Raw genomic sequence first — 16,529 nt, forward strand, 5'->3', positions numbered from 1 at the left:
ATAATCTTACCTAAATTTTATAAAAGGAATATAATAATGAAAATAGCAGTAATACAAGGACCAAACTTAAATATGTTAGGAGTTAGAGAGCAACATATTTATGGAGGAGTAACTTTAGAGCAAATTCATGCTCAACTTCAAAATGCAGCTGATCAAAATGGAGTTGAAATTGAGTTTTTTCAATCAAATTTTGAAGGAGAAATAGTTGATAGAATTCAAGAGTGCTTAGGTACAGTTGATGGAATTATGATAAATCCAGCTGCATATTCGCACACTTCAATAGCAATTAGAGATGCTTTAGCAGCTGTTAATATGCCTGTTGTTGAGGTTCACATTTCAAATATTTATAAAAGAGAAGAGTTTAGACAAAAATCTATTACAGCAGGGTCTAGTACAGGAGTAATTACTGGATTTGGTGGATTTGGTTATCATTTGGGACTTATCTCTTTAATTCAAATGTTAAATGAATTAAAAGCTTTAAATGATGCAAGAAATGCTCAAATACAAGCACAAACACAAGAAGAGAATAAATAAGCTTTTATGAAAATATTAACTGCTTCTTATATCCTTACATTTGATGAAAACTTTACTATTTTAAAAGATGGTTGTATTGTTTTTGATGAAAAAATTATTGAGCTTGCAAGTTATGATATTACTATAAAAAAATATCCAAATATTGAAATTTTAAGTCTTGGAGAAAACTCTGTTTTAATGCCAGGACTTATAAACTCACATATTCATCTTGAATTTAGTGCAAATAAAACAACTTTAAAATATGGTAGTTTTTACTCTTGGTTAAATTCTGTTATAAGACATAGAGAAAAACTTATTGATAAAGCTAAAACATCTTTGATAACTCAAGAGCTAAAAAAACTTTTAAAAACAGGAACTACAACTATAGGTGCTATATCATCTTACTCTTTTGATTTAGAAGCTTGTTTAAAATCTCCAATTAATACAATCTTTTTTTGTGAAGTAATTGGTTCAAAAGCAGATATGATTGATACTTTGTTTAGTGATTTTAAAGCAAGATTAAAAGATGCTCAAAAGCATAATAGTAAAAATTTTAAAACAGGTATTGCAATACATTCGCCATACTCTGTTCATCCATTTTTAGTTCGTGAAGTTTTAAATATTGCTAAAGATCAAAATCTTCCAGTTACTTCTCATTTTTTAGAATCAAAAGATGAAAAAGATTGGTTAAATAAAGATGAGGGTAGTTTTTTAGATTTTTTCAAAAATTTTTTAAATCAAGAGAAAGCAACAACAAAACCTTTGGAGTTTTTAAACCTTTTTAAGGGTGTAAAAAATCTATCTTTTACTCATTGTGTAGAAGCAAGTAATGAAGATTTTAGTAAGATAAAAGAGTTAAAAGCAACTATAAATCATTGTGTTAGTTCAAATAGATTTTTAAATAATAGTAGATTAAATTTAGAGAGTCTAGGAAATATTCCTTTTAGCATAGGAACAGATGGTTTAAGTTCAAATAATTCATTAAGTATGTTTGATGAGCTAAGAGTTGCACTTTATACTCACTACGAAAGAAATATAATAAAGTTTTCAAAAACTTTGTTAAATGCTGCAACTGTAAATGGAGCAAAAGCTTTAGGAGTTAAAAAAGGTAGTTTAATAAAAGATTTTGATGCTGATATTATAGGTTTTTGTTTACCAGACAAGATTGAAGAAGTTGAAGATATTTATATGCAGATTATTTTGCATACAAAATATGTAGATAAAATTGTGATAGGAGGAGAGTTTGTTTGATTTTTTAAAAAAACTATTTTTACCAGTTGTTTGGTTTTTAGATTTTATTACAAAATATTTTAAAACAATAGTTTTTTTAACTATTGTATATTTTATATTTTTTAGTACAGCTGAAGATGAAACAATTGCAAAATATAATGCAAACCTACAAAAGATTGATTTAATAGGACAAATAATTGATCCTTCAAAAGTACTAGAAGATATAGAAAGAGCTTCAAATGATTCTAATATAAAAGGTGTTTTATTTGTAATAGATAGTCCAGGAGGTGCTGTTGCTCCTTCTGTTGAGATAGCTTATGCAATAAAAGAGTTGAGTATGAAAAAACCAGTTGTTGCATATGCAAGTGGAACAATTGCCAGCGGTAGTTACTATGCTTCTATTTGGGCCGATAAAATTATTGCAAATCCTGGAAGTATTGTTGGCTCTATTGGTGTTATTATGCAAGGTTTTGAAGCTAGTAAACTATTAGAAAATATTGGAATTAGTTCTCAAACTATAAAAGCTGGAAAATATAAAGAATCAGGAACATTTACAAGAAAATGGACAAATGATGAAGAACAAGAGCTTCAAGGTGTTATAAATAGTACATATAATATGTTTATAAGCGATGTTGCAGAGGCTAGAAAATTAGATATTAAAAAACATACAAGTTTTGCGGATGCAAAAATATTTACAGCATATCAAGCAAAAGATGTTGGGCTTGTAGATGAAGTTGCAACACTTAATTTTGCAAAATATAGTTTAATAGAGTTATCAAAAGTTGAAAAACCTATTTGGAAAAGAGAGGACAAATTTGAAAAATTTATGGATAAACTTATGAGTCAAGCTATTTCAAAAGTTGTTATGAGTTTTTCTAGCAGTTTAAAAGCATATTAGAATTTTATTAAAAGGCGAAAATTTCGCCTTTTAAATTATCTTCCTTTAGAAACTATATTGTAAGTATCATTTGCGATTACATACTCTTCTTGAGTTGGAATTACAAATATTCTAGCAGGTGATGCATTTGTAGAGATATCTCTTGCTTCACTTGATCTTTTATTGTTTTTAGTTGGATCAATTACAAGCCCCATTGCATCAAGACCTGCACAAACTTTTTCTCTAATTAAAGAGGCATTTTCACCAATTCCACCTGTAAAGCACAGTGCATCAATACCATTTAATGCTGCAACATAAGCTCCAACATAAGATTTGATTTTATATGCAACCATATCAATAGCAAGTCTACATCTATCATCACCATTTGCCATACCATCTAAAACTTCTCTTAAATCAGATGATTTTCCTGAAATTCCTAAAATTCCAGATTTTTTATTCATAATATCAAGAACTTCATCAATATCTTTGTTCTCTTGTTTCATCATATATTGAATAGCTCCAGCACCAATGTCTCCAACTCTTGTACCCATCATAAGTCCTTGAATAGGAGTTAATCCCATTGATGTATCAATACATTTTCCATCAAATACAGCACTTACAGATGAACCATTTCCTAAGTGACAAACAATAATTCTAGTGTTGTGTTTTTTCTCAAGCATTCCTCTAGCTTCATTTGAAACGAAATAGTGGCTAGTTCCATGGAAACCATATTTTCTAATTCCATGTTTAGTATACATTTCATATGGTAAGGCATACATATAAGCATAATCAGGCATTGTTTGGTGGAATGCAGTATCAAATACACCAACATTTGGTTTTCCTGGCATTAATTCTTGACAAATTTCAATTCCTAAAATATTTGCAGGATTGTGTAAAGGTGCTAATGGAGATAATCTCTTCATAGTTTCAATAACTTCTGGAGTAATTAAAACAGAACTTGCAAACTCTTCTCCACCGTGAACAGTTCTATGTCCAATAGCTTCAATGTCATTTGTAGATTCAATAACCTTTCCCTCACCACTTGTAAGTGTTGTTAAAACAGCATTTATAGCCTCTTTATGTGTAGGCATTGCTTCATTTAAAACTAACTTTTTCCCATCATTATATTCATGTTTTAAAACACCATCAATTCCAATTCTTTCACAAATTCCTGAAGCTAAAACTTTTTTTGTAACAGGGTTCATTAATTGATATTTTAAAGATGAACTTCCTGCATTTAATACGAAAACTAACATTTACTAATCCTTTTTTGAAATTTAATTTATTATTTAATTTGAGTTGCTGTGATAGCTACTAAGTTTGAAATATCCTCAACTGAACAACCTCTTGAAAGGTCATTTACAGGTTTATTTAAACCTTGAATAATTGGTCCGTGAGCTTCTGCTCCTGCAAATCTTTGTACAAGTTTATATCCAATATTTCCAGATTGTAAATCAGGGAATACTAAAATATTTGCTTTTCCAGCAACTTTTGAATCAGGAGCTTTTTTAGAACCAACACTTGCAACGATTGCCGCATCAGCTTGAAGTTCTCCATCAAATGCAAATTTTACATCTCTATCTTTTAGAATTTGACAAGCAGTTGTAACTTTATCTACCATTGGATGTGATGCACTACCTTTTGTAGAGAAAGATAACATAGCAACTCTAGGCTCTAGACCTACAACGCTAGCAGCAGTAGCAGCAGTAGCACTAGCAATATCAGCTAATTGCTCAGCATTTGGATCTGGAATAACAGCACAATCTGCAAATAAAATTAGACCATTATCTCCAAATTTACCATCAGCTGTTTCCATAATAAATGCAGATGAAACTGTATTTATACCAGGAGCTGTTTTGATTACTTGGATAGCAGCTCTTAAAACATCAGAAGTTGGAGAGTTTGAACCAGCAACTAATCCATCCGCATCTCCTAGTCTTACAATCATACAACCAAAAAATCTAGGTTCTGTAAGCATTAGTTTTTTAGCTTCATCTCTTGAAAGATTTTTACTTTTTCTAAGTTCAACCAATTCATCAACATATTTATCAAGATTTGCACATTTTGAAGGATCAACAATAGTCGCCCCAGAAATATTTGCACCATATTTTGTAGCATCAGCTTTTATTGTTTCTTCATTCCCAATAAGGATAATTTTCGCAGTTTTATCTTTTAAAACTATTTCAGTTGCCTTTAAAACTCTCTCATCCTCAGATTCAGGAAGAACTATAGTTCTTAAATTTTGTTTAGCTTTTTCTTTGATATTATCAATTAAACCCATGATGTAACCAATCCTTTCTTTTTTCAAATATAACGAAAAGTATAATGAAAAAAAATAGCATTAAAATAGCAATAAAAGCGATGTTTGAGGGCTTTGAGAGTGTTAAAAAAAGTGAAAAAATAAAACAAAAAGAGCACTTTTGAGTAAATTCTACAAGTTTGCTCTTTTTATTTTTATAAATTTTTACTTTTTTAGTAGATTATAAGTATCAGTTGCTATTACAAGTTCTTCATTTGTAGGAATAACAAAGATTTTTGTTTTAGAGTTTTTTGTATTTATCTCTTTGTTTCCTTTCTCTCTTTTTGAGTTTTTATCTTTATCAATCTCAATTCCCATAAAATCTAAACCTTCACAAACCTTTTCTCTAATTAAATCAGAGTTTTCTCCAATTCCAGCAGTAAAACAAATAGCATCAACACCATGCATAAGTCCAGCATAAGAGCACAGATATTTTTTGATTCTATCACATAACATAGTAATTGCTATTTTAGATCTTTTATCTCCATCATTAGCAGCTTTTATAACCTCTCTTAAATCTGAACTAACTCCAGAAACTCCAAGAATCCCTGATTTCTTATTTAAGTAATCAAGAATTTGAATATGATTTAAACCTTTTTTCTCCATTAAATATGGAATAACACCAGCATCAATATCTCCACTTCTTGTACCCATTACTAAACCTTCAAGCGGAGTAAGACCCATAGAAGTGCTAATTGATTTTCCATCTTTAACAGCACAAACAGATGATCCATTTCCAAGATGACAAACGATAACTTTGCTATCTTTTTTATTTAAAAGTTTAATAGCCTCTTGTGATACATAGTAGTGACTTGTTCCATGAAATCCATATTTTCTTAAGTGATGCTCTGTATAATCAGCATAAGGAACTGCATATAAGAAGTTTTCCATTGGCATAGTTTGATGAAATGCTGTGTCAAAAGTTACAACATTTGGAACTTTTGGCATTAAATCTTTACAAATTTTTACTCCTAAAATATTTGCAGGATTATGCAAAGGAGCTAGAGGAATTAGTTCTTCAATTTTTCTAATTACTTCATCATCAACAATAGCAGAGCCTTTAAAATACTCTCCACCATGTACAACTCTGTGTCCAATAGCTTTTATCTCATCAATAGAGTTTATAACCTTTGTCTCATCATTTGTAAGAATTCTAAGAACTAATTCAATTGCCTCTTTGTGTGTAGGAATTGGAAGTTCAAAAGTAATTTTTTTATTCTCTCCAATTTCATGTTTTAGTATTCCATCAATTCCAATTCTCTCAACTAAACCACTAGCTTTTAGCTCTTTTGATTTTATATCTATTAGTTGATATTTTAGTGAAGAAGAACCTGCATTTAAAACGAAAATCAACATTTCTATCCTTTTTCTTAAATTTATATTAAAATTTATAATTAACTTTTTGAAATAATATCTAATTAAAACTTAAATAATTTTTTATTCTGCCCACTCAAAATCAGTTGTAAAAACAATAGTAAGCCAAAGATTTGGATCTTCTTTTCCTAAATCTTTCTCTATCTCATCACGAAGCATATCCCACTCTTCAAGTCTTTTTGCTGGCCAACTTTTTGGAACTATAAAATAAAGTTCAATCTGTCTTCCTCTTCCAACTCTTGCAACATAGGCTCTAAAAGAGTCAAATTTATATCTATTTACAATATTTTTTGCAACAATATCAACATGATTTTTTAAAGAAGATGGAGTTACAAGCAAAATATCTGCAAGTGCTTGTTTAACAGTTTTAAAAGGCATTGGAATTACTAAAATTGATACAAAAATTAGAATAAAAGGGTCAATAAATGGTGTAATCCAAGAAAGTTCTTCATCTTTTACAAAGTATCCAAAACCAAAAGCTATAAGATAAGCAAAAGACATGGAAGCTGAAATCAACCAACTAATAGAGTCTAATTTTAAAAATTCAGAATTAATATCTTTATTTGCTTTTCTTATAAAAACTCCCAAAGTAATCTCAACTACAATAGAAATAGCAGTTATAATAATTGCATATGAAAAGATTATCTCTCTTCCTCCAAGCAAAATACTATCAATTGCATTTATAAAAGCATAAATAGAAGCACCTATTAAAAGTATTCCATTTACTCCTAAAACAATTGGTTCAAGGTGCCAAAAGCCCATTGTAAAATGTTTTTCAAGTCTATTTGAGACAATATCTTTTGAAGTTGAAGCTGTAATTAATTTTGCAACAACAAGTGCTAAAATAGTCATTAAAGCATCTATCATTCCATAAATACTATCAAAAATAATAGTTGCAGAACTAGCTAGCAGACCAAAAATCAAACCAAGAATTGCTAAAAAAATTGTGGTAAATATAGAGAGCTTTAGTATCTCTTTTTCTGATTTAAATTTTGATAAATTCATCTATTTTATTTTTACATTTGGATGATTTTTTAGTTTTAAAAATATCATTGCAGTCATTATTGCATCATTATAAGAGTCGTGATTTCCAAATTCTGGAATATCTAAATCATTTACTATAGTTTTAAATTTTAAATCTATAAAGCTTTGAGGGATTAACTCAATTTTAAAATCGTGATAAATCTCAGACACCTCTATACTTCTATTTGGTAGAGTTATTCCCAATAGTGGTTTTAGATATTTATTTATCATATTTTTGTCAAAATCTAAAAAGTATCCAACTAAAGTTCTATTTCCTATAAACTCTAAAAACTCTAAAATAACATCATCAATTTCACATCCATTTTCTAAATCACACTCTCGTATATGGTGTATTTTTATTGATTTTTCATCTAAAGAGCAGTTTTTAGGTTTAATATATCTTACAAACTTTTTACTTGAAACTATTGTATTATCTTTTATAATCACAGCACCAATAGAGATAATATCATCAATTTTTGGATCTAGTCCAGTTGTTTCACAATCAAAACAAACATACTCATTTTTTAAAGGTTTATCAAATAAAAAACTATATTTTTTATCTTTTAAATTTTTTTTATTAAAGTAGTTTGAAATTTTTTTAAACATAGTTAAGCTTAAAATGGTTTTCTAATCGTTTTTTTAGTTTATTTACTATTTTAAAAGACTCTTTTAGTAAATCTTTTTCCATAATTGTTAATCTATTTGGATTTACAAAATTATCTATCTTCTCTTTTTTATCAAGTTTCTCTAAACTAGCTTTTAGTTTTAAACTATTTAAAATATTAAATGCCATAATCAACTCTTTTGCACTCTCATCATCTAAAACTTTTAACTCTTTTAAGCTATTTATTCTTTTTATTGTATTTGTATTTAGAACTCTGTTTTGAATACTTAAAGATCTAATTCCTTGAACAATTATAAAAATACCACCTCTTTTTATATCAATCTCATCTTTATGTTTTTCATCTTTGCTATTAAATACAAAACCATCAAAAAAACCTAAAGGTACATCAAAACTATTTATAACTCTTGCAAAATTTGTATAAAAACTTTGAGAGTTTGAAGATATTTTAAATAGATAATTTTTTAACTCTTTAATAATTTCAATATCTCCAGATACACAAAGTGCATCATAAAATATTGCAATATTCATAAAGTTATCACCACTTGGACTATTTACCCACTCATAAATAAGCTCTTTAAAATCACTCTGCTTTCTGCACCAATATGGATTTGAAACCATTATATTCCCTTCGCATCTAGGAAATCCAAAATCAACTAAAGTCTCTGTAAAAAGATGAGTAAACTCTCTTAGTTTTTCTTCACTAATAGAGCAATCATCTGAAATAATAAGCGCATTGTCTTGATCAGTTCTAAGTATTTGTTCAGCTCTTCCTTCACTTCCCATCACAACTAAACAAGATTTTCCAATAAGCTCTTTGGGTGCTAAAATTTTATATAGTTTGTCAAGAAGTTTTTTGTTTAGTTGGTTTATCAACTTAGAGATAAACTCTATTTTTACACCTTTGGCATTTAATGATTTAATTATTTTTATAAATGAGTGTGAAGCCTCTTTTAGCTCTTCTAATGTTTCAGCATTAATTATTTGATTTGAAACTGCAAAAGTATTTGTTGCAAAAAATGACGAAAGAGATATTTGATCAAGAATTCCAACAATCTCATCATGGTCATTTTTTACAACTACTCTTTTTAATCCATGTTTTGCCATTTGAAGTTGAGCATTAAATAAAAAATCATCTTCATTTATATAAATTAAACCCTTAGAAGCAATTTTTACAACCAAATCATCATAATCCATTCTATTTAAAATAACTTTTTGTCTAAAATCTGAATCAGTTACAATATACATTTCACCATCTTCATCTTTTAATAATAGGGTTGGAATTTTCTCTTGTTTTATGATTGTAGCTGCTTCATAAATTGTTTTGTTTGTATCAACAACTACAGCTTTATGAACTTTTGCATCTTTAACTTTGGCAATCATAATATTTGCCATATCTTTATTCTTTTCATTTAAGATATTATTATTTAATTTATCTGAAATGGATTGAAAAAAATAGTTTTCTAGTTGTTGATTTGAGCTTAAAATCTGCATAAATCTCTCTTTTTTAAGAGCGTAACAAATGCTTTCTTCAATAGCCACAAAACTATTTTTACTATGATTTTTTATCAAAGATACAGAATCAAATATCTCACCTTTTGAATATACACTTAAAACTTCATCATCGTTTATCTCTTGAATTAAACCTTTTAAAACAAAATATAAAAACTCTGGATTACTATCTTGTGCTTGAACTATTGAGTTTGCTTTAAAATAGACAATGTCTAAATCTTCGACTAAATCGTCTAACTCAAATGTATTTAAATTATTAAATGGGTGAATATTTGAAATAAATTTTTTTTGCTCTTGCATACTCATCTCTCCTATATTTAAAGTAGTGCAAAATCAAAAAGAGAAGAGATTCTCTTTTTGATATTTTTAGTGTGAAACTGCTCCTGCTGAACCAATTCCAGTGTTAGCTCTAACATTTTGAGCTCTAAACATAGCTCTCTCTGTAGTAGCTCGTTTTGAGTTGTCAATTATAGAGAAGAACCAAATTGAAACAAACGCAACTGTAACAGAGAATAGTGCAGGGTGAGCATAAGGGAAAATTGCTTTTTCATTTCCTAAAATCTCAACCCAAACATTTGGGCCTAAAATTACTAGAGAAACAGCTGTAATTAATCCCATAAATCCACCAATAAATGCACCTCTTGTTGTTAATTTTGACCAATAAATTGATAAAAATAAAATTGGGAAGTTAGCACTTGCAGCGATTCCAAATGCAAGTCCAACCATATATGCAATATTTTGAGACTCAAATGCAATTCCAAGTGTAACTCCAACAATACCTACAATTATAACAGTTATTTTTGAAATTTTTACAACTTTTTCATCACTTGCATTTGGATTTATAACATTCGCATAAATATCGTGTGAAATTGCACTAGCACCTGCTAGAGTAAGTCCAGAAACAACAGCCAAAATTGTAGCAAATGCAACAGCACTAATAAATCCTAAGAAAGCATTTCCACCAAGCATATGAGACAGGTGAACTGATGCCATATTAGATCCACCAAATAGTTTTCCATCAACAAAATATTGAGCACCTTCTGCACTGTTTAAAAATGCAATTGCTCCAAGACCAACAATAGAGATAATTACCCAAAAGTATGCAACAAATCCAGTTGCATAAACAACAGATTTTCTAGCCTCTTTTGCATTTCCAACTGTAAAGAATCTCATTAATACGTGAGGAAGACCAGCAGTTCCTAGCATTAAAGCCATTCCTAAAGAGATAGCAGATACTGGATCACTTAAAAATCCACCTGGTTTTAAAATCTCTTCACCTTTTGCATGATTATTTACAGCAGTTTGAGCTAATGATTCAAAATTAAATCCAAAGTGCCATAAAACCATAATAGCCATAAATGAAACCCCAGAAAGAAGTAAAACAGCTTTAATAATTTGTACCCAAGTAGTTGCAAGCATTCCACCAAATGTTACATAAATAATCATTAGTGCTCCAACCATAAATACAGCATACTCATACTCCATACCAAATAGAATTTGAATTAGTTTTCCAGCTCCAACCATTTGAGCAATTAGATATAAAATAACAACAGATAAAGAACCAAATGCAGCCAAAGTTCTAATCTCTTTTTGAGCTAATCTATATGCAGCAATATCAGCAAATGTAAATTTACCTAAGTTTCTTAATTTTTCAGCCATGAAAAACAAAATTACTGGCCAACCAACTAAAAACGAAACAGCATAAATAACTCCATCAAATCCATTCATATAAATAAGTCCAGAAACACCTAAAAATGCAGCTGCACTCATATAGTCACCTGCAATTGCTAAACCATTTTGAAAACCAGTTATTCCACCACCAGCTGTATAAAAATCACTAGCAGATTTTGTTCTTTTAGCGGCCCAATATGTAATTCCTAGTGTTCCAACAATAAAAACTAAAAACATAGCAATAGCAGCTACATTTAATTCTCTTTTACCTTCAAAAGTTGCATCACCTGCAGCAAAAAGAGTAAGTGAAGTTAAAAAAAGTAGAGTTATTATTCTAATCATAAAAACTCCCTTACATCTTTTTTAATTCCATTTGTAAGATCATCAAACTCACCATTTGCTCGTCTTACATAAATTAGCGTTGTAATAAAGCTAATAACTAAAATTGCTAATGCAATAGGAAATGCAATAGTTGTTATATAACCTTCTGCTACTTTTATTGCAAATAGATCTTTGTTAAATGCAACTATTGTGATAAATGAATAAAACATTATCAACACAAAAATTCCTAGTTTTAAAGCTAAAGAGTTTCTTTTTGAAACTAGCTCTTTATATTTAGGATTGGCTTCTATTTTCTCAACCAATTTCTCATCCATACCTTATTCTCCTGCGACTTTTTTATTTTTATCTAAATTATAGATAAAGTAATCGATTATACAAATAAATTTATATTTTGCTTGATTTGTTGATAAAAATTATATAGAAATTTTAAAATAAATGTAGAATAGTAACAAAAAACAATATATTAATTATTACAATTAATTATAATTATTAAGTATTTTTTAAGTTGTTACTAAAGAGATTTCTCTCTTTAGTAATTTTATTAGTGTGATACAGCTCCATCAGCACCAATACCAGTTTCAGCTCTTATTTTTTGAGCTTCAAATCCTGATTTATCTTCTTCCGCTCTAGCTGAACTATCAGTTATAGAGAAGAACCAAATAGCAATAAACGCTGCAGATACAGAGAATAGTGCTGGATGTGTCCATGGGAATATAGCATCTTTGAAACCAAAAATATCAACCCATACAGTTTTACTTAGAACAACTAGGATAACTGCAGTTAATAGACCTATGAATCCACCCATAAATGCACCTCTTGTTGTTAATTTTGACCAATAGATTGATAAAATTAATATTGGGAAGTTAGCAGATGCAGCAACTGCGAACGCTAGACCAACCATGAATGCAATATTTTGATTTTCAAAAGCAAATCCTAGAAGAACTGCAACTATACCAATGATAATAACTGTTCTTTTTGAAACTTTCATCTCTTCAGCATCAGTCGCTTGACCTTTTCTAATAACGATTGCATATAAATCGTGTACAATTGAGTTAGAAGCAGCAAGTGCAAGACCAGCAACAACCGCTAGAATTGTAGCAAATGCAACAGCAGAGATAAATCCTAAGAAAATAGATCCACCAGTAGCTTGAGCTAAGTGAACAGCAGCCATATTATTTCCACCGATTAATTTACCAGCAGCATCTAAATAAGCACTATTAACATTTGGATCCATTAGGTAAACAATTCCACCAAGACCAACAACAACTATTAATAAATAGAAGTAACCAATAAATCCAGTTGCATAAACAACAGATTTTCTAGCTTCTCTAGCATTTCCAACTGTAAAGAATCTCATAAGAATATGAGGTAATCCAGCAGTTCCAAGCATTAAAGCAAGTCCTAAAGAAATAGAAGCAATTGGATCAGATACAAATGAACCTGGTGCCAAAATAGCATCTTTTTTAGCATGTAAATTAACAGCAGTTTCAGCTAAGTTTGCAAATGAGAAGTTAATTCCAGTTGTAGCAAGAACTAAAAGAGCCATAACTGTAACTCCACCTAGTAAAAGTACAGCTTTAATAATTTGTACCCATGTAGTTGCTAACATACCACCAAATGTTACATATATAATCATTAATGCCCCAACAATTACAACTGCATAGTGATATGGAATATGGAATAATACTTCAATTAGTTTTCCAGCTCCAACCATTTGAGCAATTAAGTAGAAAGTAACAACTGTTAAAGAACCACAAGCAGCAAGAATTCTTATTCTTCTCTCATCTAGTCTGTAAGCAGCAATATCAGTAAAGTTAAACTTACCTAAGTTTCTTAATTTTTCAGCCATTAAGAAAAGAATAATTGGCCAACCAACTAAGAATCCGATAGCATAAATAATACCATCAAAACCATGTAGATAAATCATACCTGAAATACCAAGGAAAGAAGCAGCAGACATAAAATCTCCAGCAATTGCTAGACCATTTTGAAAACCTGTAATTCCCCCACCAGCTGTATAAAAATCTGAAGCAGATTTTGTTTTACTAGCAGCCCATTTTGTAATACCCATAGTTCCAATGATAAATGCAAAGAACATTATCATAGCTTCCATATTTATACTACCTTTAGAATCATCTGCAAATAGTGCTAATGATGATAAACCTAATAAAGTAATTATTTTTAACATTATAATATATCCTTCACGTCATTTTTAATATCATTAGTTAAGTCTTCAAACTCACCATTTGCTCTAACAACATAAACTAGAGTTGTTAAGAACGCTATTACAATAATTGCAAAAGCTATAGGGAATGCAACCGTCATTGTTTCACCTATTTTTGTAGCAAAGAACTCTTTGTTGAATGCAATAGTTAATATGAAACCATAATAAACTACTAGCATGAAAATTGCTAATTTAATAGCAAATGAACTTCTTTTTGAAACAAGTTCATGGTATTTAGGATTAGCTTTAATCCTTTCTACTAATTTGTTATCCATTTTTTCTCCTAAAATAAGATTAGTTGAAATAGTAAAATATTTTAGTTGCAAAAGCATAGCATTTAAAAAAAGATTAAAAAAAAAGGTTTAAAAAGATTAGAAATACTATTTTATAGTATTTCTAAAAGTTAATTTTTTTCTGTTTTGCGAGATTTTTTAGTTTTAAAAATATCATAGAAGTCATTATTGCATCATTTAAAGCATCATGTTTTCCTAAAACTGGTATATCAAGAAAAGTCATAATAGTATCAAACTTTAAATCTATAAATCCATAGTTATCTTTTGTCTTTTTTATATCATAATATATTGATGATACTTCAATTCTTTGATTTGGAAGTTTTATTCCTATTAATTTTTTTGTATATTTTGAAATCATTTCCATATCAAAATCTATATAGTAGCCAACTATTGGTCTTGAGCCAATAAAATCAAGAAGTTTATATATAGCAACATCAGGTTCAATAGCATTTTGTAAATCTATTTCTCTTAAGAGATGAATTTTTATAGATTCAGGATTTATATTTTGAGATGGTTTTACAAATATATTAAATGTTTTTCTCATTAAAATTTTGTTATCTTTGATTAAGACTGCACCAATAGATAAAATTTCATCTTTTTTAGGATTTAAACCTGTAGTTTCACAGTCTAAACTTATATATTCATCTTGTGGAGGTTCATTAAATAAAAAATCAAATCTTTTATCTAAAAGTTTTTTTCTTTGCCAAATTTTTATAATATTTTTAAACATTTTAATAAATCTTATCTAGTTTAAATATATAACTTACAATTTTTTTGAAGTCATTTACAATTTTAAATGATTCTTTTAATAAATCTCTCTCTATTTTTCCTAAACTATTGGTATCTATCTCATTGGATAGTGGTTTATTTTGCTGTAATAAATCTATTTGATGTCTCAATCTTAAAGTATTTACTATTTCTAGTGCTTCTAATAGCTCTGCGGCTCTATCTTTTTCTAAAATCTTTCTTTGCTCTAAAATTTGGATTCTTTTTATAGTTGTTGTCTCTTTTATTTTCTCTTTTAAGGCTAAACTTCTAATTCCATGAACTATTGGAAAAATTGCAGCTTTTTTAATATTTATAAAATTTTCTTTACCCATAAAAGTAGATATTGTTGTTGGAGTTTCAAATGCTGTTGTTGATTTTGCAAAATATGCCATAAAAATATCATTTTGCACTTTTGAGTATAAGAACTCTTTTAAATCAATCAGCATCTGCTTATCACCTGCAACTGCAAATGAGTCAGCAAATATTGCTAAATCTAAGAAGTTTTTCATATCTTGAGTACCTACCCATCTTGATATATCATCTTTAAAATTGAGATATGACTTACACCAAGCAGGATTAGAAACCATTATATTTCCTTCACAAGGAGGATAACCTAAAAATATAAGAGCATCTGTAATTTTTTGCATATAAGGTCTGTATTTTTCAACATCGATACCATCTCTTACAATCAAAGCATTATCCTGATCTGTTTTTATAATTTGTTCATTTCTTCCTTCACTTCCCATTACAAATAGACAAGCATCTTTTTGCAACTCTAAAGGAAGAATTAATGAGAATATTTTTTGATAAACCTTTGTGTTTAATTGCCCAATAAGATTTGAAATATGGTGTAATTTAACACCTTTTGCTTGAAGACTTGTAATTATGTCTATAAAATCTTTACTAGCATCTTTTAAATCTTCAATATTTTTTGCATTTTTAATCTTTGATTCAATAACATATGTATGATTTGCAAAATGAGATAAAATATCTATTTGTTCTAGAATTCCAACCATATTTCCATTATTATCAACTACTCCAACTCTTTTAATATTTCTTTTTACTAAAATTGTTAAAGCTTCAAATAGATAATCATCTTGTTTAATAGTCAAAAGTGGAAAAATAGCAATATCACTAACAGGAATGGATAAATCTCTTCCTTCTAAAAGAACTTTTACTTTTAGCAAAGAATCTGTAATAATTCCATACTCTTTATTATCACCTTCAATTATAATAGTTGAAGTTTTGTATTTCATTGATTTATCTATTGCATCTATTAATTTTGTATCTTTTTTTACTATACAAGCTTCATGTATTAAAGTATCACTTACTTTTGCTATCATAAAAGATGATAATTGAGAAGTATTCTCTTTGTCTTTTAATGTTCTGATTTTATTTACTAAATCTTTTAAGAAAAAATCTTTAAATTTTTGGTTTTTATCAATTAATTCTAAAAAAGTTTTTTTCTCTATTTCATAACATATTAGCTCTTCGTTTACTCTAAAACTATTTTCACATTTTCCATAAATTAGTGAATTTGAATCAAAAGTATCTTCGCTTTGATAATCCATTACTACGACATTTTCAGGAGAGTATTCAAAAACTGAACCTTTGATAATAATAAAAAAATATTTTGGTATTTTTTCTGGACTAATTAAAACTGTATCTTTTGGATAGTAAGCTATATCCATATGCTCAATACATGTAGCAATTTGGCTTGGTGTTAAAACTTCAAATGGGTGAGTTTTTGATAAAAAACTCTCTTGATCTTGAATACTCAT

The 16,529-nt window shown here is 28.7% G+C and carries 15 protein-coding genes; 3 read left to right on the plus strand and 12 right to left on the minus strand.

Translation table 11 applies throughout. The annotated features are described in order from the left end of the window. The first annotated feature begins 36 nt into the window (after positions 1–36). From aroQ to sppA, 3 genes are read left to right on the plus strand one after another with little or no spacing between them, the layout of a single operon-like run. Positions 37–534, plus strand: a complete 498-nt coding sequence (gene aroQ, locus AC5LG6_RS08380) for a type II 3-dehydroquinate dehydratase (protein WP_066154236.1) — start codon at positions 37–39, stop codon at positions 532–534. A 6-nt stretch (positions 535–540) separates the two neighbouring features. Further along, complete coding sequence (mqnF, locus tag AC5LG6_RS08385; RefSeq protein WP_260966553.1) at positions 541–1,764, plus strand: aminofutalosine deaminase family hydrolase; 1,224 nt, start codon at positions 541–543, stop codon at positions 1,762–1,764. Next, a complete protein-coding gene (gene sppA, locus AC5LG6_RS08390) occupies positions 1,757–2,641 on the plus strand; it encodes a signal peptide peptidase SppA (RefSeq protein ID WP_260895621.1) in 885 nt (294 codons plus the stop codon). Before mqnF ends, sppA begins: the two co-directional genes overlap by 8 nt. 35 nt (positions 2,642–2,676) lie before the next feature. On the opposite strand, the gene AC5LG6_RS08395 is transcribed toward sppA, so the two are convergent. The 12 genes from AC5LG6_RS08395 to AC5LG6_RS08450 all read right to left on the minus strand — a co-directional run bounded on the left by AC5LG6_RS08395 (position 2,677) and on the right by AC5LG6_RS08450 (position 16,529). Further along, positions 2,677–3,876 carry an acetate/propionate family kinase gene (locus AC5LG6_RS08395; RefSeq protein WP_066359448.1) on the minus strand — a complete coding sequence of 400 codons (1,200 nt, stop codon included), beginning with the start codon at positions 3,874–3,876 and terminating at the stop codon, positions 2,677–2,679. 29 nt (positions 3,877–3,905) lie between these two features. Next, a complete protein-coding gene (gene pta, locus AC5LG6_RS08400; RefSeq protein ID WP_498586228.1) occupies positions 3,906–4,901 on the minus strand; it encodes a phosphate acetyltransferase in 996 nt (331 codons plus the stop codon). A 183-nt stretch (positions 4,902–5,084) separates the two neighbouring features. Next, on the minus strand, positions 5,085–6,275 hold the full coding sequence (locus AC5LG6_RS08405; protein WP_498586230.1) for an acetate/propionate family kinase: 1,191 nt from the start codon (positions 6,273–6,275) through the stop codon (positions 5,085–5,087). Positions 6,276–6,356: 81 nt separating this feature from the next. Then, positions 6,357–7,298: a cation diffusion facilitator family transporter gene (locus tag AC5LG6_RS08410; RefSeq protein WP_498586231.1), complete on the minus strand. Its 942-nt coding sequence runs from the start codon at positions 7,296–7,298 to the stop codon at positions 6,357–6,359. Beyond that, a complete protein-coding gene (locus AC5LG6_RS08415) occupies positions 7,299–7,922 on the minus strand; it encodes a 3'-5' exonuclease (RefSeq protein ID WP_319060128.1) in 624 nt (207 codons plus the stop codon). It abuts the gene before it with no gap. Then, complete coding sequence (locus AC5LG6_RS08420; protein WP_260960543.1) at positions 7,915–9,750, minus strand: putative nucleotidyltransferase substrate binding domain-containing protein; 1,836 nt, start codon at positions 9,748–9,750, stop codon at positions 7,915–7,917. The genes AC5LG6_RS08415 and AC5LG6_RS08420 overlap by 8 nt, the downstream gene beginning before the upstream one ends. A gap of 66 nt (positions 9,751–9,816) precedes the next feature. Then, positions 9,817–11,463 (minus strand): cation acetate symporter, encoded by a 1,647-nt coding sequence (locus tag AC5LG6_RS08425; RefSeq protein ID WP_498586232.1) that lies wholly within the window; start codon positions 11,461–11,463, stop codon positions 9,817–9,819. Then, positions 11,460–11,777, minus strand: a complete 318-nt coding sequence (locus AC5LG6_RS08430; protein WP_498586233.1) for a DUF485 domain-containing protein — start codon at positions 11,775–11,777, stop codon at positions 11,460–11,462. Before AC5LG6_RS08430 ends, AC5LG6_RS08425 begins: the two co-directional genes overlap by 4 nt. A 227-nt stretch (positions 11,778–12,004) precedes the next feature. Next, on the minus strand, positions 12,005–13,651 hold the full coding sequence (locus AC5LG6_RS08435; RefSeq protein WP_498586234.1) for a cation acetate symporter: 1,647 nt from the start codon (positions 13,649–13,651) through the stop codon (positions 12,005–12,007). Further along, the gene (locus AC5LG6_RS08440) at positions 13,651–13,962 is read right to left on the minus strand and encodes a DUF485 domain-containing protein (RefSeq protein WP_181403757.1); all 312 of its coding nucleotides are present in this window, start codon (positions 13,960–13,962) and stop codon (positions 13,651–13,653) included. The genes AC5LG6_RS08435 and AC5LG6_RS08440 overlap by 1 nt, the downstream gene beginning before the upstream one ends. A gap of 121 nt (positions 13,963–14,083) precedes the next feature. Further along, positions 14,084–14,710, minus strand: coding sequence for a 3'-5' exonuclease (locus AC5LG6_RS08445; protein ID WP_066359436.1), 627 nt, complete (start codon positions 14,708–14,710; stop codon positions 14,084–14,086). Position 14,711: 1 nt separating this feature from the next. Further along, complete coding sequence (locus tag AC5LG6_RS08450; protein ID WP_260898174.1) at positions 14,712–16,529, minus strand: DUF294 nucleotidyltransferase-like domain-containing protein; 1,818 nt, start codon at positions 16,527–16,529, stop codon at positions 14,712–14,714.

This window comes from Arcobacter thermotolerans (assembly GCF_983172305.1).

Excerpts from the sequence above, each read along its gene's own strand:
- AC5LG6_RS08405 (WP_498586230.1), bottom strand. The coding sequence starts at position 6,275 with ATGTTGATTTTCGTTTTAAATGCAGGTTCTTCTTCACTAAAATATCAA.
- AC5LG6_RS08450 (WP_260898174.1), bottom strand. The coding sequence starts at position 16,529 with ATGAGTATTCAAGATCAAGAGAGTTTTTTATCAAAAACTCACCCATTT.
- aroQ (WP_066154236.1), top strand. The coding sequence starts at position 37 with ATGAAAATAGCAGTAATACAAGGACCAAACTTAAATATGTTAGGAGTT.
- AC5LG6_RS08430 (WP_498586233.1), bottom strand. The coding sequence starts at position 11,777 with ATGGATGAGAAATTGGTTGAGAAAATAGAAGCCAATCCTAAATATAAA.
- AC5LG6_RS08415 (WP_319060128.1), bottom strand. The coding sequence starts at position 7,922 with ATGTTTAAAAAAATTTCAAACTACTTTAATAAAAAAAATTTAAAAGAT.
- pta (WP_498586228.1), bottom strand. The coding sequence starts at position 4,901 with ATGGGTTTAATTGATAATATCAAAGAAAAAGCTAAACAAAATTTAAGA.
- AC5LG6_RS08410 (WP_498586231.1), bottom strand. The coding sequence starts at position 7,298 with ATGAATTTATCAAAATTTAAATCAGAAAAAGAGATACTAAAGCTCTCT.
- AC5LG6_RS08435 (WP_498586234.1), bottom strand. The coding sequence starts at position 13,651 with ATGTTAAAAATAATTACTTTATTAGGTTTATCATCATTAGCACTATTT.
- AC5LG6_RS08420 (WP_260960543.1), bottom strand. The coding sequence starts at position 9,750 with ATGCAAGAGCAAAAAAAATTTATTTCAAATATTCACCCATTTAATAAT.
- AC5LG6_RS08395 (WP_066359448.1), bottom strand. The coding sequence starts at position 3,876 with ATGTTAGTTTTCGTATTAAATGCAGGAAGTTCATCTTTAAAATATCAA.
- mqnF (WP_260966553.1), top strand. The coding sequence starts at position 541 with ATGAAAATATTAACTGCTTCTTATATCCTTACATTTGATGAAAACTTT.
- AC5LG6_RS08445 (WP_066359436.1), bottom strand. The coding sequence starts at position 14,710 with ATGTTTAAAAATATTATAAAAATTTGGCAAAGAAAAAAACTTTTAGAT.
- AC5LG6_RS08440 (WP_181403757.1), bottom strand. The coding sequence starts at position 13,962 with ATGGATAACAAATTAGTAGAAAGGATTAAAGCTAATCCTAAATACCAT.
- AC5LG6_RS08425 (WP_498586232.1), bottom strand. The coding sequence starts at position 11,463 with ATGATTAGAATAATAACTCTACTTTTTTTAACTTCACTTACTCTTTTT.